18 protein-coding genes are annotated in these 19,868 nt (G+C 65.0%); 11 read left to right on the forward strand and 7 right to left on the reverse strand.

Going from position 1 to position 19,868, the window contains the following annotated elements; all coding sequences use genetic code 11:
* Window positions 1-177 precede the first annotated feature (177 nt).
* The gene (locus CAG22_RS13120; RefSeq protein ID WP_085592189.1) at window positions 178-1,080 is read left to right on the forward strand and encodes a DMT family transporter; all 903 of its coding nucleotides are present in this window, start codon (window positions 178-180) and stop codon (window positions 1,078-1,080) included.
* Between the two features lie 134 nt (window positions 1,081-1,214).
* Here the strand turns inward: CAG22_RS13120 and CAG22_RS13125 are convergent, their stop codons facing one another.
* Both CAG22_RS13125 and CAG22_RS13130 read right to left on the reverse strand, forming a co-directional pair.
* Window positions 1,215-2,189: a D-glycerate dehydrogenase gene (locus CAG22_RS13125; RefSeq protein WP_085592187.1), complete on the reverse strand. Its 975-nt coding sequence runs from the start codon at window positions 2,187-2,189 to the stop codon at window positions 1,215-1,217.
* Between the two features lie 177 nt (window positions 2,190-2,366).
* Window positions 2,367-3,314, reverse strand: a complete 948-nt coding sequence (locus CAG22_RS13130; RefSeq protein ID WP_013974172.1) for a LysR family transcriptional regulator — start codon at window positions 3,312-3,314, stop codon at window positions 2,367-2,369.
* A gap of 192 nt (window positions 3,315-3,506) precedes the next feature.
* Here CAG22_RS13130 and CAG22_RS13135 point away from each other — a divergent pair, with 192 nt between their 5' ends.
* The 5 genes from CAG22_RS13135 (at window position 3,507) to CAG22_RS13155 (ending at window position 9,215) form a co-directional block, all read left to right on the forward strand.
* The gene (locus CAG22_RS13135; RefSeq protein ID WP_085705584.1) at window positions 3,507-5,036 is read left to right on the forward strand and encodes an efflux transporter outer membrane subunit; all 1,530 of its coding nucleotides are present in this window, start codon (window positions 3,507-3,509) and stop codon (window positions 5,034-5,036) included.
* Entirely contained in the window at window positions 5,033-7,210 is a 2,178-nt protein-coding gene (locus CAG22_RS13140) for an FUSC family protein (protein WP_025340597.1), read from the forward strand. The genes CAG22_RS13135 and CAG22_RS13140 overlap by 4 nt, the downstream gene beginning before the upstream one ends.
* A 4-nt stretch (window positions 7,211-7,214) precedes the next feature.
* The gene (locus tag CAG22_RS13145; RefSeq protein ID WP_008097766.1) at window positions 7,215-7,415 is read left to right on the forward strand and encodes a DUF1656 domain-containing protein; all 201 of its coding nucleotides are present in this window, start codon (window positions 7,215-7,217) and stop codon (window positions 7,413-7,415) included.
* A 10-nt stretch (window positions 7,416-7,425) separates the two neighbouring features.
* Window positions 7,426-8,286 carry an HlyD family secretion protein gene (locus tag CAG22_RS13150; RefSeq protein WP_013974168.1) on the forward strand — a complete coding sequence of 287 codons (861 nt, stop codon included), beginning with the start codon at window positions 7,426-7,428 and terminating at the stop codon, window positions 8,284-8,286.
* Between the two features lie 269 nt (window positions 8,287-8,555).
* Window positions 8,556-9,215 carry an Abi family protein gene (locus CAG22_RS13155; protein WP_085705585.1) on the forward strand — a complete coding sequence of 220 codons (660 nt, stop codon included), beginning with the start codon at window positions 8,556-8,558 and terminating at the stop codon, window positions 9,213-9,215.
* Here the strand turns inward: CAG22_RS13155 and CAG22_RS13160 are convergent.
* Window positions 9,212-9,661, reverse strand: a complete 450-nt coding sequence (locus CAG22_RS13160) for a universal stress protein (RefSeq protein ID WP_085705586.1) — start codon at window positions 9,659-9,661, stop codon at window positions 9,212-9,214. The two genes, CAG22_RS13155 and CAG22_RS13160, sit on opposite strands and share 4 nt — an antisense overlap.
* A 271-nt stretch (window positions 9,662-9,932) precedes the next feature.
* On the opposite strand from CAG22_RS13160, the gene CAG22_RS13165 reads away from it, so the two are divergent.
* The 5 genes from CAG22_RS13165 (at window position 9,933) to CAG22_RS13185 (ending at window position 16,072) form a co-directional block, all read left to right on the forward strand.
* On the forward strand, window positions 9,933-10,841 hold the full coding sequence (locus CAG22_RS13165) for a LysR family transcriptional regulator (RefSeq protein ID WP_015271755.1): 909 nt from the start codon (window positions 9,933-9,935) through the stop codon (window positions 10,839-10,841).
* Between the two features lie 227 nt (window positions 10,842-11,068).
* Window positions 11,069-12,610, forward strand: a complete 1,542-nt coding sequence (locus tag CAG22_RS13170) for an MFS transporter (RefSeq protein WP_085705587.1) — start codon at window positions 11,069-11,071, stop codon at window positions 12,608-12,610.
* 28 nt (window positions 12,611-12,638) lie between these two features.
* A complete protein-coding gene (locus tag CAG22_RS13175) occupies window positions 12,639-13,700 on the forward strand; it encodes an HlyD family secretion protein (RefSeq protein WP_025340592.1) in 1,062 nt (353 codons plus the stop codon).
* Window positions 13,697-15,148 carry an efflux transporter outer membrane subunit gene (locus tag CAG22_RS13180; protein ID WP_085705588.1) on the forward strand — a complete coding sequence of 484 codons (1,452 nt, stop codon included), beginning with the start codon at window positions 13,697-13,699 and terminating at the stop codon, window positions 15,146-15,148. Before CAG22_RS13175 ends, CAG22_RS13180 begins: the two co-directional genes overlap by 4 nt.
* A 129-nt stretch (window positions 15,149-15,277) precedes the next feature.
* Entirely contained in the window at window positions 15,278-16,072 is a 795-nt protein-coding gene (locus CAG22_RS13185; protein WP_025340590.1) for an SDR family NAD(P)-dependent oxidoreductase, read from the forward strand.
* Window positions 16,073-16,202: 130 nt separating this feature from the next.
* On the opposite strand, the gene CAG22_RS13190 is transcribed toward CAG22_RS13185, so the two are convergent.
* From CAG22_RS13190 to CAG22_RS13205, 4 genes are all read right to left on the reverse strand, one after another.
* Window positions 16,203-17,015 carry an SDR family oxidoreductase gene (locus tag CAG22_RS13190; RefSeq protein ID WP_085705589.1) on the reverse strand — a complete coding sequence of 271 codons (813 nt, stop codon included), beginning with the start codon at window positions 17,013-17,015 and terminating at the stop codon, window positions 16,203-16,205.
* A gap of 151 nt (window positions 17,016-17,166) precedes the next feature.
* Complete coding sequence (locus CAG22_RS13195) at window positions 17,167-17,631, reverse strand: hypothetical protein (protein ID WP_015271749.1); 465 nt, start codon at window positions 17,629-17,631, stop codon at window positions 17,167-17,169.
* 98 nt (window positions 17,632-17,729) lie between these two features.
* Complete coding sequence (locus CAG22_RS13200; protein ID WP_075046291.1) at window positions 17,730-19,184, reverse strand: mannose-1-phosphate guanylyltransferase/mannose-6-phosphate isomerase; 1,455 nt, start codon at window positions 19,182-19,184, stop codon at window positions 17,730-17,732.
* 35 nt (window positions 19,185-19,219) lie between these two features.
* On the reverse strand, window positions 19,220-19,867 hold the full coding sequence (locus CAG22_RS13205) for an alginate O-acetyltransferase AlgF (RefSeq protein ID WP_075046290.1): 648 nt from the start codon (window positions 19,865-19,867) through the stop codon (window positions 19,220-19,222).
* Window position 19,868 lies beyond the last annotated feature (1 nt).

Here is a 19,868-nt window from a genome sequence, read left to right on the forward strand (position 1 = left end):
CCCCGGATGAAACTGGAGGCCTCGGCGAGGGCTGCGCCCTCGATCGCAGGCAAGCCAGCTCCTACAGGGACCGCGCCAGCCTCGAGCTTGGCGCTGTACTTGTGGGAGCTGGCTTGCCGGCGATGGGCCGCATCGCGGCCCCGGGATGCACGGTCGATCGCCTGAGGAGCCCCACCGATGAACCTGTCACTCTACTTGCTAACCGTCCTGATCTGGGGCACCACCTGGATCGCCTTGAAACTCCAGCTGGGCGTGGTCGCCATTCCGGTCTCGATCGTCTACCGCTTCGCCCTGGCCGGGTTGATCCTGTTCGCCTTCCTGCTGCTCACCCGCCGCCTGCAGCCAATGAACCGGCGTGGCCACCAGATCTGTCTGGCCCAGGGCCTGTGCCTGTTCTGCGTCAACTTCATCTGCTTCCTCAGCGCCAGCCAGTGGATTGCCAGCGGCCTGATCGCCGTGGTGTTCTCCACCGCCACCCTGTGGAATGCACTCAACGCGCGGATCTTCTTCGGCCAGAAGATCGCCAGCAACGTGCTCGGCGGCGGCGCCTTGGGCTTGCTCGGCCTGGGGCTGCTGTTCTGGCCCGAGCTGTCCCACCACGCAGCCAGCCGCGAAACCCTTTACGGTCTTGGCCTGGCCCTGCTCGGCACGCTGTGCTTCTCGGCCGGCAACATGCTGTCGAGCATGCAGCAGAAGGCCGGGCTCAAACCCATGACCACCAATGCCTGGGGCATGGTCTACGGGGCGATGATGCTGGCGGTGTTCTGCGTGGTCAGCGGTGTGCCATTCAGCATGGAGTGGAACGTGCGGTACATCGGCTCGTTGCTGTACCTGGTGGTGCCGGGCTCGGTGATCGCCTTTACCGCCTACCTGACCCTGGTCGGGCGCATGGGGCCGGAGCGGGCAGCGTACTGCACGGTGCTGTTCCCGTTGGTGGCGCTGAACGTGTCGGCGGTGGCCGAGGGGTATCAGTGGACAGCGCCGGCCTTGTTGGGGCTGGTGGCGGTGATGGCGGGGAATGTGCTGGTGTTTCGCAAGCCCAAGGCCAGGGTGGCTGAGGGTGTTGTGGTGGCCAAATAGGTGATGGGTTGCCTGTGCCGGCCCTTTCGCGGGCTCGCCCGCTCCCACAAGTACTGCACAGGCCTTTAGGGCGGTGGCGTACCTGTGGGAGCGGGCGAGCCCGCGAAAGGGCCAGGGCAGGCAGCAGGGGGCTATCAGCCCTTCCACACCTGCGGGTTCACCAGGTCTCGCGGCCGCTCACCCAGCAGCGCCGCGCGCAGGTTGTCGATTGCCCGGTTGGCCATGGCCTCGCGGGTTTCGGCAGTGGCCGAGCCAACGTGCGGCAAGGTCAGGGCATTGGGCAGCTTGAACAGCGGCGAATCGCTCAGCGGCTCTTTCTCGTACACGTCCAGGCCCGCACCGCGAATGGTGCCGTTCTGTAGTGCCTCGATCAGCGCCGCCTCGTCCACCACCGGCCCGCGGGCGATGTTGATCAGGAACGCGCTCGGCTTCATCAGTTGCAACTCACGCGCACCGATCAGCTTGCGGGTGGCATCGGACAACGGCACCACGATGCAGACAAAGTCGGCTTCGGCCAGCAGTTGCTCCAGGCTGCGGAACTGCGCGCCCAGCTCTTGCTCCAGCGCGGTCTTGCGGCTGTTGCCGGAATAGATGACCGGCATGTTGAAACCGAACCGGCCGCGACGGGCAATGGCGGCACCGATGTTGCCCATGCCGACGATGCCCAAGGTCTTGCCGTGCACATCGCTGCCGAAGTGGGTCGGGCCGACGGTGGCCTGCCAGTTGCCGGCCTTGGTCCAGGCATCCAGCTCGGCGGTGCGGCGGGCGCAGCCCATGATCAGCGAGAAGCCCAGGTCGGCGGTGCTTTCGGTCAGCACGTCGGGGGTGTTGGTCAGGGCGATGCCGCGTTCGTTGAAGTAGTCCAGGTCGTAGTTGTCGTAGCCGACCGACACGCTGGATACCACCTCCAGCCTGGCGGCCCCTTCAAGCTGCGCCCGGCCGAGCTTGCGGCCAACGCCGATCAGGCCATGGGCCTCGGGCAGGGCTTCGTTGAACTGGGCATTGATGTCGCCGAGCTTGGGGTTCGGCACGATCACGTTGAAGTCTTGCTGCAGGCGTTCGGCCATGGCCGGGGTGATACGGCTGAAGGCCAGGACGGTCTTTTTCATCGGGCAACTTCTCTGCAAGGCGTGGGACGGTGGGGGCTTCTTCGCGGGCACGCCCGCTCCCACAGGTACCGCACAGATTGAAGGCCTGTGCATTACCTGTGGGAGCGGGCGTGCCCGCGAATGGCCTGACAATGGTTAGCAACCTACCATTGTCCGCCCTCGCAATGCAGCAGCTTTTTAGTTGGCGATCATCACCTGATGGGTTTTCAGGTCCGCCTCATGGGCTGCCAGAATCTCCGGCAGCGAGTTGCGCAGGTACTCCACCCAGGTTTTGATCTTGGCATCCAGGTACTGCCGCGACGGGTAGATGGCGTACAGGTTCAGCTCCTGCAGCCGGTACTCGGGCAGCACCCGTACCAGGCTGCCATCGCGCAGGCCGTCGATGGCCGAATAGATCGGCAGCACGCCCACGCCCATGCCGCTGCGGATGGCGGTCTTCATGGCATCGGCAGTATTGACCATGAACGGCGAGCTGGTGATGTTGACCATCTCCTGGCCTTCCGGCCCGTCGAACAGCCATTTCTCCAACGGGATCACCGGGCTGACCATGCGCAGGCAGGCGTGCTTGAGCAGGTCGGCAGGCTTGTGCGCAACGCCGTGGCGGGCGATGTAGGCGGGCGAGGCGCAGACGATGCTGTAGGTGATGCCCAGGCGCTGGGACACGAACCCCGAGTCGGGCAGTTCGGTGGCCAGCACGATGGACACGTCATAGCCCTCGTCGAGCAGGTCGGGCACGCGGTTGGCCATGGTCAGGTCGAAGGTCACGTCCGGGTGCGATTCGCGGTAGCGGGCGATGGCGTCGACCACGAAGTGCTGACCGACCCCGGTCATCGAGTGCACCTTCAACTGCCCGGCCGGGCGGGCATGGGCGTCGCTGGCCTCGGCCTCGGCTTCTTCGACATAGGTAAGAATCTGTTCGCAACGCATCAGGTAGCGCTTGCCGGCTTCGGTCAGCGCAATGCGGCGGGTGGTGCGGTTGAGCAGCCTTGTTTGCAGATGGGCTTCCAGGTTGGAGACCGCCCGCGACACGTTCGCGGTGGTCGTATCCAGTTGCCCGGCGGCAGCGGTAAAGCTGCCGAGTTGGGCTACGCAACTGAAAGCACGCATGTTTTGCAGGGTGTCCATGGGTCACTCTCGATGTAGAGGACAAAATTGTGTCACGAAGTAACGTAAAAGAGATGAAAAGTTGCCTTCGACCAAAGGCGGATTATCGCTGTTTTGGTAACAAAGATTCGCAGGAATCCACGCTTATCGCCAGTGCTGCCGCCCCCTAGAATTGCCCGGCCCCCTTCACCTCTTCCTCGGGAAATCGCAGCTGTGCCGCGTCGCATCATCAGAACGCTCTGTGCGTTCAGTGCCTGTGCCCTTGCCCTCACCTTGAGCGGCTGTATCGGAACCTGGGGCATTGCCCCGCAAAGCAAGACGCTGCAAGCCAACACCCTGACCACCGACGCGGCCATACGCGAAGCCGCAACCGACGCCCACTGGCCCGACCAGCAGTGGTGGCACGCCTATGGCGACCCACAGCTGGACCGCTGGGTTGCCCTGGCCGTGGCCGGCAGCCCGAGCCTGGCCATGGCTGCGGCACGGGTGCGTGAAGCCAAGGCCATGGCCGGCGTGGTCGAGTCGGCGGAAAAACTCCAGGCCAACGGCCAGGCCACGCTCAAGCGCCACAACTGGCCTGAAGACCAGTTCTATGGCCCGGGCGCGCTGTCCGGCGCCAATACCTGGGACAACAACGCCGCCATTGGCTTCAGCTATGCACTCGACCTGTGGGGCCGCGAACGCAACGCCAGCGAGCAGGCCGTGGACCAGGCGCACATGAGCGTGGCCGAAGCCCGCCAGGCGCAACTGGAGCTGCAGAACAACGTGGTGCGCGCCTACATCCAGCTGAGCCTGCACTTCGCCCAGCGCGATATCGTCAAGGCCGAGCTGGAACAGCAGGAGCAGATCCTCGCCTTGGCCAAGCGCCGCCTGGATGCCGGCATCGGCACTCACTTCGAAGTCAGCCAGGCCGAAGCGCCGCTGCCGGAAACCCACCGCCAGCTCGACAGCCTGGACGAAGAAATTGCCCTGGCCCGCAACCAGCTGGCCGCCCTGGCCGGCAAGGGCCCGGGGGAGGGCGCGCAGTTGCAGCGCCCGAGCCTGGCCCTGGCCGCGCCGCTGAAGCTGCCGTCGAACCTGCCGGCCGAACTGGTCGGCCAGCGCCCCGACGTGGTCGCCAGCCGTTGGCAGGTGGCCGCCCAGGCGCGGGGCATCGATGTCGCCCATGCCGGCTTCTTCCCCAACGTCGACCTGGTCGGCAGCCTTGGCTTCATGGCAACCGGCGGCGGCCCTCTGGAGTTCCTCTCCGGGCGCAAGTTCAACTACAACGTCGGCCCGGCCATCAGCCTGCCGATCTTCGACGGTGGCCGCCTGCGCTCGCAGCTGGGCGTGGCCTCGGCGGGCTATGACGTGGCTGTGGCGCGCTACAACCAGACTGTGGTCGGTGCGCTGAAGAACATCTCCGACCAGCTGATCCGCCGTGAGTCGATGAAGGAGCAGTCGCACTTCGCCGCCGAGTCGGTCGCGGCCGCGCAGAAAACCTACGACATCGCCATGGTCGCCTTCCAGCGTGGCCTTACCGACTACCTCAACGTGCTCAACGCCCAGACCTTGCTGTTCCGCCAGCAGCAGGTGCAACAGCAGGTGCAGGCTGCCCGCCTGATTGTCCATGCCGAGTTGGTCACCGCCCTGGGCGGTGGCTTGCAGGCTGGTCAGGATGTGCCGAAAGAGGAGCGCCAGGCCGTACCGAAAACCCCGGCCACCCTGGCCATTTTCGACAAGAAGCCGGATAACGCCGAATGAGCACTTCCAGTTTGCCCGTGCGCTGGCTGCAGAGCCTGGAATGGCGCCGGGGCTTCTTTGCCTGGGCGCGCACCGACGGGGTGACCTGGGTGTACATCTTCAAGGTGCTGGCCGCTGCGTTCATCACCCTGTGGCTGGCCATGCGCCTGGAGTTGCCGCAACCGCGCACGGCGATGATCACCGTGTTCATCGTCATGCAGCCGCAAAGCGGGCATGTGTTCGCCAAGAGCTTCTACCGGGTGCTCGGCACCCTGGCCGGCTCGGCGATGATGGTGGCGCTGATCGCCATATTCCCGCAGAACACCGAGCTGTTCCTGCCCAGCCTGGCCCTGTGGGTAGGCCTGTGCTCGGCCGGTGCCATGCGCTATCGCACCTTCCGCGCCTATGGTTTCGTGCTGGCCGGCTACACCGCGGCGATGATCGGCCTGCCGGTGCTGGAGCACCCTGACCAGGCGTTCATGGCGGCGGTATGGCGGGTGCTGGAAATTGCCCTGGGCATTCTGGTGTCGACCTTCGTCAGCGCCGCGATCCTGCCGCAGTCGGCCAGTGCCGCCATGCGCAACGCCCTGTACCAGCGCTTTGGCGTGTTCGCCGGGGTGGTGGTCGAGGCTCTGCGCGGCGAAAGCCAGCGGGACCGCTTCGAGAGTAGCAACGTGCGCTTCGTCGCTGAAGCAGTGGGCCTCGAGAGCCTGCGCAACGTCACCGCCTTCGAAGACCCGCACATGCGCCGGCGCTCTGGTCGCCTGGTGCGCATGAACAGCGAGTTCATGGCCATCACCACGCGCTTCAATGCCCTGCACCGGTTGCTGGAGCGCCTGCGCGCCCGCGGCCCGCTGCAGATCGTCGGCGCCATCGAGCCGGGCCTGAACACCCTGGTGGAGCTGTTGCAGCCCTACGTGGGCCGGGCGCTGACCGACGCCGATGCGCTGCGCCTGACCCTGGAGCTGGCCGCCTACAAGGAAGGCTTGCAGGCACAGGTGCGCGGCCTGCGCGCCGAGTACCTGGCAACCGAGCCGAGCGAGTCCGACCTGCTCGACTTCCACACCGCCTTCGAGCTGCTCTACCGCTTCGTCGACGAGATGTACGGCTACGCCGAAACCCACGCCTCGCTGGCCGCGCACCGGCACGAACGCGAGCAGTGGGATGAGCCTTACGTGGCGCAGACCAGCTGGCTGGTATCGTTGGCCGCCGGTGTGCGCGCCTCGGCGGTGCTGTTGCTGCTGGGCAGCTACTGGCTGTTCAGCGACTGGCCCAGCGGCGCCATGATGACCCTGATCGCCACCGTCACCGTGGGCCTGTCGGCAGCCTCGCCGAACCCCAAGCGCATGTCGTTCCAGATGGCCTGCGGCACGGCGATTGGTGCCTTCGTCGGCTTCTTCGAAACCTTCTTCGTGTTCCCCTGGATCGACGGTTTCCCGCTGCTGTGCATGGTCCTGGCGCCGGTGTTCGTGCTGGGCGCGTTCCTCTCGTCACGGCCGGCCTATGCCGGCTACGGCATCGGCCTGCTGGTGTTCTTCGCCATCGGTTCGGTGCCGAACAACCTCACCGTATATGACCCATACACCTTCATCAACGACTACATCGGCATGGTCATCGGCATGTTCGTCTGTGCTGCTGCCGGTGCGATCATCCTGCCGCCCAACAGCCGCTGGCTGTGGAGCCGCCTGGAGCAGGAACTGCGCGAGCAGGTGCTGTTCGCCATCAGCGGCCGCCTGCGCGGCATCGGCACGGCCTTCGAAAGCCGCACCCGTGACCTGCTGCACCAGGCCTATGGCCTGGCAGCCGGCAAGCCGCAGGTACAGAGCCAGTTGATGGGCTGGATGTTCACCGTGCTGGAAATCGGCCACGCCATCATCGAGCTGCGCAAGGAACAGGCCCGTGCGCCGGTGCACCCGGCCTACGCCGAGTCGCAGCCCTGGCGCCAGGCGATCCGCGTGATGGGCCGTGCCCTGGCCCGGCTGTTCCTGCAGCCCAGCGCCAGCAACCACGAACGCGCGCTGGTGGCGGTGGACCATGCCATCGCCCGCGTGCAGGCCACCGACGAGCCCTTCGCCCGCCACTTCGACACTTCGGTGCTGCGCCGCGCGCAAAGCTACCTGCACTTCATCCGTTCTTCCCTGCTCGACCCACAGTCGCCGTTGGCACCGGCGAAAGGACTGCACGATGCTCCGTGAAACCATGCCCCGTGAAATCGCTTTCCATGGCGTGTACATGCCCACCATGACCTTGATGTTCCTGTTCGCCCTGGGCCTGGCCTGGGGCCTGGACCGGTTCATTGCCAGCCATGATGGCTACCGCTTCTTCTGGCACCCGGCGCTGCTGCGCCTGAGCCTGTTCGTCTGCCTGTTCGGCGCTTTGGCGCTTTCGCTCTACTGGTGAGAATCCTTCGATGAAAAAGTTCTTCAGCCTGATCGCCACCCTGTTGGTGCTTGCCGCTGCCGTGGTGATCGGTCGCCAGTTGTGGCTGCACTACATGACCACGCCATGGACCCGCGACGGCCGTGTGCGTGCCGACATCATCAACGTCGCTGCCGACGTGCCCGGCTATGTGGTGGACGTGCCGGTCAAGGACAACCAGCGGGTGAAGAAGGGCGACCTGCTGATCCAGATCGACCCCGAGCACTACCAACTGGCGGTCGACCAGGCCAAGGCGCAGGTTGCATCGCGCAAGGCCACCTGGGAGATGCGCAAGGTCAACGCCAAGCGCCGTGCAGACATGGACAACCTGGTGATCTCCAAGGAAAACCGCGACGACGCCAGCAACATCGCCAACTCCGCCCAGGCGGACTACCAGCAGGCCCTTGCCGAACTGGCAGCCGCCGAACTGAACCTCAAGCGCACGCATATCGTGGCCACGGTGGACGGATACGTGACCAACCTGAATATCCACAAGGGTGACTATGCGCGTACCGGTGAAGCGGTGATGGCGGTGGTCGACGAGAACTCGTTCTGGGTATACGGGTTCTTCGAGGAGACCAAGCTGCCGCATGTGAAGGTGGGTGACCAGGCTGAGCTGCAGATGATGAGCGGCGAGCGCATCAAAGGGCATGTGGAGAGCATCGCCCGCGGCATTTACGACCGCGACAACCCACAGAGCCGCGAGTTGATCGCCGATGTGAACCCGACTTTCAACTGGGTGCGGCTGGCGCAGCGGGTGCCGGTGCGCATTCATATCGATGAGGTGCCGGACGGGTTTTTGCTGGCGGCGGGGACGACTTGTACGGTGGTGGTGAAGCCGAGTGAGGGGTGATCACAGCTTAGGTTGGACTTTTTGGCGTCTTTAGGAAAAGGACTACACGAGGGTAGGAAGCGGATGTCATGAGTCGCCTGTAGCTCGCGCTGCACAATGCCGTTTTCGAGTCGCCTGCAGCTTGCTCTGGCAGTGAGTCGGAAAAGGAATGGCCCCGCAATGCGGGGCCATTGATACGTACCTAGCGTCATCACCAGCATGACCATCAGGTCTTCTGGGAGAGGGCGACATAGGGCTGCATCGCGAATGCTAATACAGGAGGGACGAGTTTGACAAACCAGGACTGGAGCCAATTTCTTGAGCAGGCTTTTTCCAAGCCTCGCCTTGCTCGATACGCCATCAACCCTCGTAAAACCGCCGCCGCTACTGCGTATGCCCATAACATGCTGCTCGGGCAAGCAATCTACCCGTGCCTGCACGTACTGGAGGTCAGTCTGCGCAACGCCCTGAATCAGGCTTTGCGGCTCAAGTACGGGCGAGCCGATTGGTGGGAGGCGGCGGAGTCACTCACCGCTGTCGACAGGTCAGAAATTGAGAAGGCCAAGGCATCGATCAAGGTGAAGCGCCATGCCGCAACACCCGACAAAATCATTTCTGATCTTAGCTTTGGTTTTTGGGTCTCCCTGCTTAACACCAGGCACGAGCAGGCGCTCTGGAAGGAGTTACGCCTTGCCTTCCCCCGGTGCCCGAAGAAAAGGCGCCAAAGAAATGAAATTTCAAAGGTGTTGAATCTGATTCGGGATCTACGCAATCGAGCAGCTCACCACGATGCCTTGCTCTGGTTGGAACCCGATATTCGGCAACGGCATCTTCTCTGCCTTGAAGTTATTGGTTGGGTAAGCCCGGAGTTGAAGCCTTGGCTTACCCGCTATGATGGTTTTTCCGAAGCATGGTCAAACTGGGTTTGCTGCACCGCCTGTGACTGCTAACCAGCAGCCCCCACCAATACTGGTACCTTCACCCGATCAATCACCTTCGCGCTGATCGACGGGTCCAGCATCCGCCCCAGCCGCGAAAGGTGGCGGTGGCCCATGATGATCAGTTCACAATTCAGTTCCTGCGCCTTGGCCACGATCGCCTCGACCGGCTGCCCGGCTACCATGCAGCCCCGGCTGGCGAAGCCGGCTTGCTGCAACTCGCGCACCGCCTCGGCCACGGCCTGGTCGGCCTGGTGCTGCTCTTCGCAGGCGGCGGGGTATTCTTCCAGTTCTTCTGCGGTGTAAGGCGCGGGTTGGTCGTGGACGGCGAAGGTAGAGTCGATGGCCAGCAGCACATGCAGTTCGTGCTCGTCGGGGCGGCAGTAGCGGCGGGCGAGGGTGAGCAGGGCGGTGGATACAGGGGAGGCGTCGATGGCGATCAGGACGGGGCTGGGCATGTGGAATCCTTGTTTCAGGCTGGCTAAGGGGTTGTCTGTTCTGGCCTCTTCGCGGGTAAACCCGCTCCCACAGGTGCGCCACAGTATTCAAAGCCTGTGCAGTCACTGTGGGAGCGGGTTCACCCGCGAAGAGGCCGAACCTGCCATTCCTCATTCTTGGCTCAATCCACCCTCAGGATAAATGCCCCACCACGCACGAGCGCATTGCGTCTGGTGCAATCCAGCAACCTGCTACCATCGCCATCCCCCACAGCTGTAACGGAAAACGGCCATGCAACTCCCGGACATGAACCTGCTCGTCGCCCTCGATGCCCTGCTCGACGAGGGCAGCGTGGTCGGCGCGGCGCAGCGCATGAACCTGAGCCCGGCGGCGATGAGCCGGACCCTGGGGCGTATCCGCGATGCGTTGGGTGACCCGATCCTGGTGCGCGCCGGTCGCGGCCTGGTGCCGACACCGCGGGCGCTGGCCCTGCGCGAGCAGGTGGCGGCGTTGGTGGAGCAGGCCGGCGAGGTGTTCCGCAGTGGCGACGAGGTCGACCTGCCCAAGCTTGACCGGGCCTTCAACATCCGCACCAACGACCTGTTCATCGCCCTCTACGGCGCCCAGCTGCTGCGGCGCATGCACGAGCAGGCACCGCGCACGGTGCTGCGCTTCGTGCCGGAAAGCCCCGGCGGCGATGATGACAGCGTGCTGCGCGACGGGCGTACCGACCTGATCATCAGCTCGACCGTGGACCTGGGGCCGGAGATCAAGGTGCAGAGCCTGTTCCAGACCTACTACGTGGGCCTGGCACGGCGCGACCACCCGATTTTCGAGCAGCCGATCACGGCGCACAGTTTTGCCAGTTATCCACAGATCAGCGTGTCCCGCCGTGGTCGGGCCAACGGGCCGATCGATGTGGAACTGGCCAACTTCAAGGTGCAGCGGCGGGTGGCGCTGATTACCCCGAGTTTTCACTCGGCGCTGTTCTCGCTGCCGGATTCCGACCTGATCCTGCCGATGCCGGCCAACATCCTCAACAGCGTGCACAAGCTCGGGCTGCCGCTGCGCTCGTTCGAGATCCCGGTGCCGCTGGAGCGAGTGACCGTGCTGCAGGCATGGCACCCTCGGTTTCACAATGACCCGGCACATCGGTGGTTGCGGCAGACCCTGAAGGCTTGCTGCAGCGTCGACCCTTGACTGCCTGTGAGGGCCTCATCGCCGGCAAGCCAGCTCCCACAGAATTTGTGCACATTTCGAAACCTGCGCAGTACCTGTGGGAGCTGGCTTGCCGGCGATAGGGCCAGACCTGCAAAAGGTGGATTGCGTCCAACGCAACATAAACCTACCGATAAGTCAGTTTTCGTCAGCATTCGACCTTCTTAGACTTGCTCCAGTCGCAAATTTGTTGCTGGAGATGTCTGCCCATGAGTTCCCTGTCCGCCCCGTCTGCCGCGATTGCCGCCGCCCCCGCGCCGGCCGCGCCTGCGCAGACTGCGTTCGGCCTGCAGGTAGTGGTCGGGCTGTTCGGTGTGCTGCTGGCCGTATTGTGCGCGGGCCTCAACGAGTCGGTGACCAAGATCTCCCTGGCCGATATCCGTGGGGCCATGGGCATCGGTGCCGACGAAGGCGCCTGGCTGCTGGCGGTCTACAGCGCCGCCTCGGTCTCGGCCATGGCCTTCGCGCCATGGCTGGCCACCACGTTCTCGCTGCGGCGCTTCACCATGAGCGCCATCGGCCTGTTCGCCGTGCTCGGCCTGCTGCAACCGTTCGCCCCCAACCTGCACAGCCTGATGCTGTTGCGTGTGCTCCAGGGCTTCGCCTCTGGCGCCTTGCCGCCGATGTTGATGAGCGTGGCCCTGCGCTTCCTGCCACCGGGCATCAAGGTCTATGGCCTGGCCTGCTATGCCCTCACCGCCACCTTCGGCCCCAACCTCGGCACGCCGTTGGCAGGGCTGTGGACCGAATACGTCGGTTGGCAGTGGGCGTTCTGGCAGATCATCCTGCCCTCGGCGCTGGCCATGTTCTGCGTCGGTTGGGGCCTGCCGCAGGACCCGCTGCGCCTGGAGCGCTTCAAGCAGTTCGACTGGCGCGGCGTGCTGCTCGGCCTGCCCGCCATCAGCTGCATCGTGCTGGGCCTGTCGCTGGGTGACCGCTGGGGCTGGTTCGATTCGCCGCTGATCTGCTGGCTGCTCGGCGGTGGCCTGCTGTTGCTGGTGCTGTTCATGTACAACGAATGGTCCGAGCCGCTGCCGTTCTTCCAGTTGCGCATGCTGTCACGGCGCAACCTGAGTTTCGCCCTGGTGACCCTGGCCGGTGTGCTGATCGTGCTCTCGGGCGTTGGCAGCATTCCGTCGGCCTACCTGGCGCAGATCCAGGGCTACCGCCCGGCGCAGACCAGCCCGCTGATGCTGCTGGTGGCCATGCCGCAGCTGATCGCCCTGCCGCTGACGGCGGCGCTGTGCAACATCCGCGCGGTGGACTGCCGTTGGGTGCTGGGCATCGGCCTGGCGATGCTGGCGGCGTCCTGTGTCGGCAGCAGCCTGCTGACCAGCGAGTGGATCCGTGGCGACTTCTACCCGTTCTATCTGCTGCAGGTGTTCGGCCAGCCAATGGCAGTGCTGCCGCTGCTGATGCTGTCCACCAACGGCATGACCCCGCAGGAAGGCCCGTTCGCCTCCAGCTGGTTCAACACCGTCAAGGGCCTGGCCGCGGTGATCGCCGGTGGCCTGCTGGACGCCCTTGGCACCCTGCGCCGGCACTTCCATTCCAACCACCTGGTGGACAGCCTGGGCAACGCCCCGCTGGTCGACGGTAACGCAGCCGGCCTGGCCAGGCGCATCCACGACCAGGCGCTGGTGCTGACCTCGGCCGATCTCTACCTGGTCATGGCCTGCATTGCCGTGGCCCTGATCTGCCTGATTCCTTTCGTGCCTACCCGGGTCTATCCGCCGCGCGCGGTGGCCTGAACCCTGGATGAATTCGAGAACCACTGAAATGACCAACAACCGCAAAACCCTGTTCATCGGCTCGGTGCTTGCCGTGGCCGTCCTGGCCGGCATCGCTGGCCCCTGGATGTTCGGCAGCGACCACCGCCAGAGCACCAATGACGCCTATGTGATCGCCGACTACACCGTGGTCGCGCCCAAGATCGCCGGCTTCATCAAGGAGGTGCTGGTGGAGGACAACCAGCAGGTCAAAGCCGGCCAGTTGCTGGCGACCATCGATGCCCGTGACTACCAGGCCGCGCTGGATGCCGCGCAGGCGCAGTTGCTGGTGGCCCAGGCGCAAAGCGCCGATGCCCGTGCCACCCTCGAGCGCCAGGCGTCGCTGATTGCCCAGGCTGAGGCCGCAGTGAAAGCGGCCCAGGCCGAAGCTGCGTTCGCCGACCATGAGGTCAACCGCTACAGCCGCCTGGCCGAGCAGGGCGCCGGCACCGTGCAGAACGCCCAGCAGGCGCGCAGCGGTGTCGACCAGGCCCGCGCACGCCTGGCCAATGCCCAGGCGGCACTGGTAGCGGCACGCAAGCAGGTGGATATCCTTGCCGCCCAGGTGGCCAGTGCCGACGGCCAGCTGAAGCGGGCCGAGGCAGGGCTGGAAAAGGCCCAGCTCGATCTGTCCTACACCCGCATCACCGCGCCGGTGGACGGCATGGTCGGCGAGCGCGCCTTGCGTGTCGGTGCCTACGTCAACCCGGGCGCCCGCCTGCTGTCGGTGGTGCCGTTGCAGCAGGCCTACGTGGTCGGCAACTTCCAGGAAACCCAGCTGACCCACGTACAGCCTGGCCAGGCCGTGAGCATCAGCGTCGACACCTTTGCCGGTGAGAAGCTGCAAGGCCATGTGGAAAGCATCGCCCCGGCCACCGGCGTGACCTTCGCCGCGGTCAAGCCGGACAACGCTACCGGCAACTTCACCAAGGTGGTGCAGCGCATCCCGGTGAAGATCGTTTTCGATGACGGCCAGCCGCTGCTTGCCCGCCTGCGCGTGGGCATGTCGGTGGAAGCGACCATCGACACCCGTGGCGACAAGCTGGACGGCAAAGAGGTAAGCGCACGATGAAACCGGCATTACGCTTGAGCCCGTTGCTGCTGGCCGTATTGATGGCTGGCTGCACCCTGGGGCCGGACTTCCAGCGCCCTGACAGCCAGGCACCGCAACAGTGGGCGCCGCTGCAAGGTGAAGCGGCGGCGAGCCAGCCGCAGGCCGAACCGCTGGAACTGCGCTGGTGGGAGAGCTTCCACGATGCCCGCCTGAGTGCCTTGATCCAGCGCGTTGCCGAGCGCAACCTCGACCTGCAGATGGCCAGTGCCCGCCTGCTGCAAAGCCGCGCCCTGCGCAGCACCGTGGCTGCCGACGAAGTACCGTCGGTGGACGTGAACGCTGGCTACAGCCGCTCGCGCAACAGTGCCGAAGGCCTGAGTGACCCGTCCGGCAAGGCGGGCAAGGAAGCCTTCAACCTCTGGCAGGGCGACCTGGTGGCCGGTTGGGAGCTGGACCTGTGGGGCCGTGTGCGGCGCCAGGTCGAGGCTGCCGATGCCACGGTCGAAGTGGCCGAGAACGACCGCCGCGGCGTGTTGCTGGCATTGCTTTCGGAAACCTCCGGCAACTACATCCAGCTGCGCGCCGTGCAGCACACCATCGATGTGACCCGCGACAACCTCAAGGTCGCCCAGCACAGCCTGAAGTTGTCCGAAAACCGCCAGGCCGAAGGTGTCGCCACGCGCTTGGATGTGGCCCAGGCCAGTGCCCAGGTCGCCTCGATCGAGTCGCGCCTGCCAAGCCTGGAAGCGCGGCGCGATGACCTGATCAACGCTCTCAGCCTGCTCGCCGCCGAACCGCCGCGCAGCCTGCAGGCCGAGTTGCTGCAGGGCGGCGAACTGCCTGCGCCGCAGCAGAAGTTCGCCATTGGCCTGCCGTCCGAACTGGCCGAACGCCGCCCGGACATTCGCCAGGCCGAGGCCCACCTGCATGCCGCCACTGCCAGCATTGGCGTGGCCAAGGCCGACTTCTACCCCAGCATCCGGCTGTCGGGCAGTGTCGGATTCCAGGCCATGCAGCTGTCCGATTTCGGCGCCTGGGATTCACGCCGCTTCGCCTTCGGGCCGCAGCTGTCACTGCCGATCTTCGAGGGTGGCCGGCTCAAGGGCACCCTGGAACTGCGCGAGGCGCAGCAGCAGGAAGCGGCGCTGAACTACCGCAAGGTGGTGCTGGGTGCCTGGCATGAAATCGACGATGTGCTACGCCTGTACAACGCCAGCCAGCTGCGCCGCGACCACCTGGCCGAGGCGGTGCGGCAGAACCGCATCGCCCTGGAAACTGCCCAGCGCCAGTATGTGGAAGGGGCGGTGGACTTTCTCAATGTGCTGACGGTGCAGGGTGCCTTGCTGGCCAGCGAGGAACAGTGGATCGACAGTTCGGCGGCGGTGTCGCAGGCGTTGGTGGGGCTGTACAAGGCCCTGGGTGGTGGCTGGCAGGCGTTTGATGAGCAGCCTGTGAAGAAAGCATAGCGGCAGGGGGCCGCCCAGCGGCCCTTCGCGGGCATGCCCGCTCCCACAGTTAAACCTGTAGGAGCGGGCGTGCCCGCGAAGGGCTGCGGAGCAGCCCCAGCGATTTCCCAGACAGATGAGGAGGCACAGATGCACATTTCCCTGAACGGCAAGCGCGCCATCGTCAGCGGCTCCACCGCGGGCATCGGCCTGGCCATTGCCATCGGCCTGGCCGAGGCGGGGGCCGAAGTGGTCCTCAACGGTCGCACCCAGGCCCGGGTCGACGAAGCCCTCAAAGTTGTGCGCGAACGCCTGCCGCAGGCGCGCATCATCGGCATCGCTGCCGACCTGGGCACCCAGGCCGGTGCGCAGAAGTTGTTCAACCAGGTGCCGCACACCGACATCCTGGTCAACAACCTGGGCATCTTCGAGCCCAAGCCGTTCTTCGAGATCGGGGATGAGGACTGGCAGCGTTTCTTCGACGTCAATGTGCTCAGCGCCGTTCGCCTGTCGCGCCACTATGCCCAAGGCATGGCCGAGCGCAAATGGGGGCGGGTGGTGTTCCTGTCCAGTGAGTCGGCGCTGCAGATCCCGACCGAGATGATTCATTACGGCATGACCAAGACTGCGTTGCTGGCGGTGTCGCGCGGGCTGGCCGAGACCCTGGCCGGCACCGGGGTGACGGTGAATTCGGTGCTGCCTGGGCCTACGCGTTCGGAAGGTGTGGGCGACTTCTTTGCCAAGCTGGCCGAGGAGCAGGGGGTGTCGACTGAAGAGCTGGAAGCCAACTTCCTGGCCGAGCACCGGCCGACCTCGCTGATCAAGCGGCTGGCGACGGTGGAGGAGGTGGCGAACATGGTGGTGTACCTGGCATCGATGCAGGCCAGTGCCACTACCGGGGCTGCCTTGCGGGTGGATGGCGGGGTGCTGCGTTCCATTGCCTGATCTGTTTTGCCTGTACCGGCCTCTTCGCGGGCTTGCCCGCTCCCACAGGGATGGCACAGGACTCAAATTCTGTGGGGTACCTGTGGGAGCGGGTTTACCCGCGAAGAGGCCAGCACAGACAACCAATCAATCAGAGCGGGCGCAGCAGGCCAAACCGCTTGCGCAACGCCCAATCCAGCACCCGCCGCGGCAGTAACCGGGCCATCAACGGCAACGCCGTACTGCCGTTCCCCGACCGCACCACCGCTGGCACCGGCGACTTCCCGACCGCTGCCAACACGCCCTGAGCAAACACCGCCGCCGAGCTCGGCTTGTCCTGCGAAGCCCGCGCCCGTGCCTGCACATGCTCGCGCAACGGCCACCACGCCGAATCCGTCGCCAGCACCTGCTCGGCCTGGCGCTGGGCATTGCTGGCGAACTGCGAGGCAATCGCTCCTGGCTGCACTTCCATTACCTGCACACCAAACGGCGCCAGTTCCAGGCGCAAGGCATCGCTCAGGGCATGCACGGCTGCTTTCGAGGCGCAGTAGGCGCCGGCGAATGGCGTGACCAGCACGCCTGATACGCTGCCGATGTTCACCACTAGCCCCCGTGAGCGGCGTAGCTGTGGGAACAATGCGCGGGTAACGCCGACCACGGCGAATACGTTGGTTTCGAACTGCTGGCGCAGGGCATCCACACCGCCATCAAGCAGCGGGCCCATGGCGCCGTAGCCGGCGTTGTTGATCAGGATATCGAGGTTTACCAGTTCCTCGGCCAGGCGGGCCAGCGCCTCGCTGTCGTTCACATCAAGTTGCCGGGCGGTGAAACCGGCGGCGTTCAGTTGCTCGACATCCTCAGGTTTGCGGGCGGTAGCCCAGACGTGGTGGCCGGCATCGCGGAAGGCGTCGGCCAGGGCGCGGCCGATGCCGCTGGAACAACCGGTGATCAGGACGGTGGGCATGGTTGGGGCCTGTTGTCAGGGAGGATTGGTTTTTCCTGTGCCGGCCTCTTCGCGGGTAAACCCGCTCCCACAGGTACCCCACAGAATTTGAGACCTGTGTAGTCCCTGTGGGAGCGGGTTTACCCGCGAAGAGGCCGGCACAGGCTATACATTAGTTGGCAAACGTACCTTGCAGATGCTCTGCACGAAATTCCAGGGTCTGCGGCCGGTACCCGGAGCGCAGTGGCGGCAGTGGCAGGCAGTCTTTCCACTCGGCCCCTGGCTGCAGTTCACCCGGCCCACGGTAGCGCGGGGCGTTGTAGGTGTTCTCCGCCAGGTTCACGGTATCGCCCGGCGCATACGCCGCCACCCGCCAGCGCAGTTCGGTCAGCGGCACGTCGTTGCCGTTCTTCATGCGCACCTGCAGGGCGCGGTCGGCGGGGCAGTGTTCGGGGGCGTAGGTCAGGCGCAGGTCCAGGCGGGCCAGTTGCGAGGTTTCGCGGGTGTCCTGCCAGACGACGAACAGGGCCACCAGGCCCAGGCCACAAACGGCAGCCAGCGAGATCGGCAGGGCCTTGGCCGGGTAGCGCAACAGCAGCACCAGCCAGGTGAGGATGAGGAAGGCACCGATGATCATGGGGCGGGCAGACCTTGATTGCGCGGGGTCTGACCATCGTAGCCCGAAATGGGGAGTGGCTCAAAAAGCGGGGCCGCAAAGCGGCCCCAGGGGTTGCATTACTGCGCGATGGTCTTCACCGAAACACCACGCTCGATCGGTGTAGAGGTACGCCCGTACACATCCTCGAAGCGCTCGATGTCGTCCTCGCCCAGGTAGCTGCCGGACTGTACTTCGATGATCTCCAGCGGGATCTTGCCCGGGTTGCGCAGGCGGTGCACCGAGGCGATCGGGATGTAGGTGGACTGGTTCTCGGTCAGCAGGAACACGTTCTCGTCACAGGTCACCTCGGCGGTGCCAGACACCACGATCCAGTGCTCGGCGCGGTGGTGGTGCATCTGCAGCGACAGGCTGGCGCCCGGCTTGACGGTGATGTGCTTGACCTGGAAGCGGCCGCCCATGTCCACCGAGTCGTACGAGCCCCACGGGCGATACACTTCCAGGTGGTTCTGGGTTTCGCTGCGGCCCTGCTCGTCGAGGGTCTTGACCATCTGCTTGACGCCCTGGACCTTGTCCTTGTGGGCAATCATCATGGCGTCCTTGGTCTCGACCACCACGATGTTCTCCAGGCCGATCACCGACACCAGCTTGCCGTTGCCGTGGATCATGCAGTTGTGGCTGTCCTGCACCACCACGTCGCCCTTGGTGACGTTGCCGTTGTCGTCCTTCTCGTGCACCTCCCACAGCGACGACCAGCAGCCCACGTCGCTCCAGCCGGCCGACATTGGCACCACGCAGGCGCGCTGGGTCTTTTCCATCACCGCGTAGTCAATGGAGTTGTCCGGGCAGCAGGCGAAGGTGGCTTCGTCGATGCTCAGCACATCACCGTCTTCCTGGCTGCGCTCCAGGGCCAGCACGCAGGTGTCGTAGATGTCGCCGTCGTGCTTCTTCAGCTCTTCGAGGAAGCGGCTGGCACGGAACAGGAACATGCCGCTGTTCCAGAAGTAGCCGCCGGCCTGGACGAACTCGGCGGCGCGTTTTTCGTCGGGCTTCTCGACGAACTGCGCCACGCGCGCCACGCCTTCAGGCAGCAGGGCGTCCTGGCTGGAACGGATGTAGCCGTAGCCGGTTTCCGGCTTGGTCGCCGGCACGCCGAACAGCACCATCTCGCCACGCTCGGCAGCCACGGTGGCCAGGGCCAGGGCGCGTTGCAGGGCCTTCTGGTCATCGATCACGTGGTCGGCGGGCAGCACCAGCATCAGCTCGTCGCGGCCTTCGTTGACCAGTTTCATGGCAGCCATGGCCACGGCCGGCGCGGTGTTGCGGCCGAACGGTTCCATCAGGATGCCTTGGGTTTCCAGCTTCAGCGCGGCCAGTTGCTCCTGGACGATGAACTTGTGGTCCTTGTTGCAGACCACGATCGGTGTGTCCATGCCTTCGAACACCAGGCGCTCGAGGGTTTGCTGGAACAGGGTGTGTTCACTGGTCAGGGCCAGGAACTGCTTGGGGAACTGCTTGCGCGACAGAGGCCACAGACGGGAACCGCTACCACCAGAAAGAATTACCGGGATCATCATGTTTCTCCAATAGTCGTTGAGAGGCAGGGGAATCAGTTGCTAGCCACGGGGCGAGTTACCCACACCGGCGACAAGGCGTTGCCGGAACCCGTTACGTACAGCACTGCGGCTTCGCCGCGCTCCAGGGCGACGGGTTTGACGTCACCCACTTTCTTGTCTCCTTGGTACAGCGCCAGGTTGACCTTGACCGGGTTGATTTCGCGTTCGCCACGGCCGTTGGCGGCCACCGGCTTGACCACTTCGGTCTTGCCGTCGGCGGTCTTCAGGGTCAGTTGCTGGTCACTCAGGTTCTGCACGCGAACCAGGGCTTTCTGCTTGTTCTTGAACGGCGGCTCTTCGATCAGCTGCGGGTTGCCGCTGGCGCTGTTGACCAGGGTGTAGTACTTGTCCGCAGCCAGCTTGACCGGCACGCTCTTGCCGCCGACCTGGGCGGTGTAGTCACCCCCTGGCAGGAAGCTGAAGTCGCTGCTGGCCTGGGCGCCAACCTGCTTGATCTGGGTGTTGCCGACCGAGGCTGCAGCCGGTGCGCCGGAGGCGTTGTACAGGCGCACGAAGGTCGAGCCTTTCGGTGCGCTCGGGCCATACAGCGCGGCGTCGGCACCGGCGAAGGCCTGCATGGAGGCCAGGGACAGGCCGGCTGCGAGGGTGAGGGCTTTGGCAATGGAAGTCTTGGTAGTCATA

The organism is Pseudomonas sp. B8(2017) (assembly GCF_002113575.1).
GTDB classification, from domain to species: domain Bacteria; phylum Pseudomonadota; class Gammaproteobacteria; order Pseudomonadales; family Pseudomonadaceae; genus Aquipseudomonas; species Aquipseudomonas putida_Z.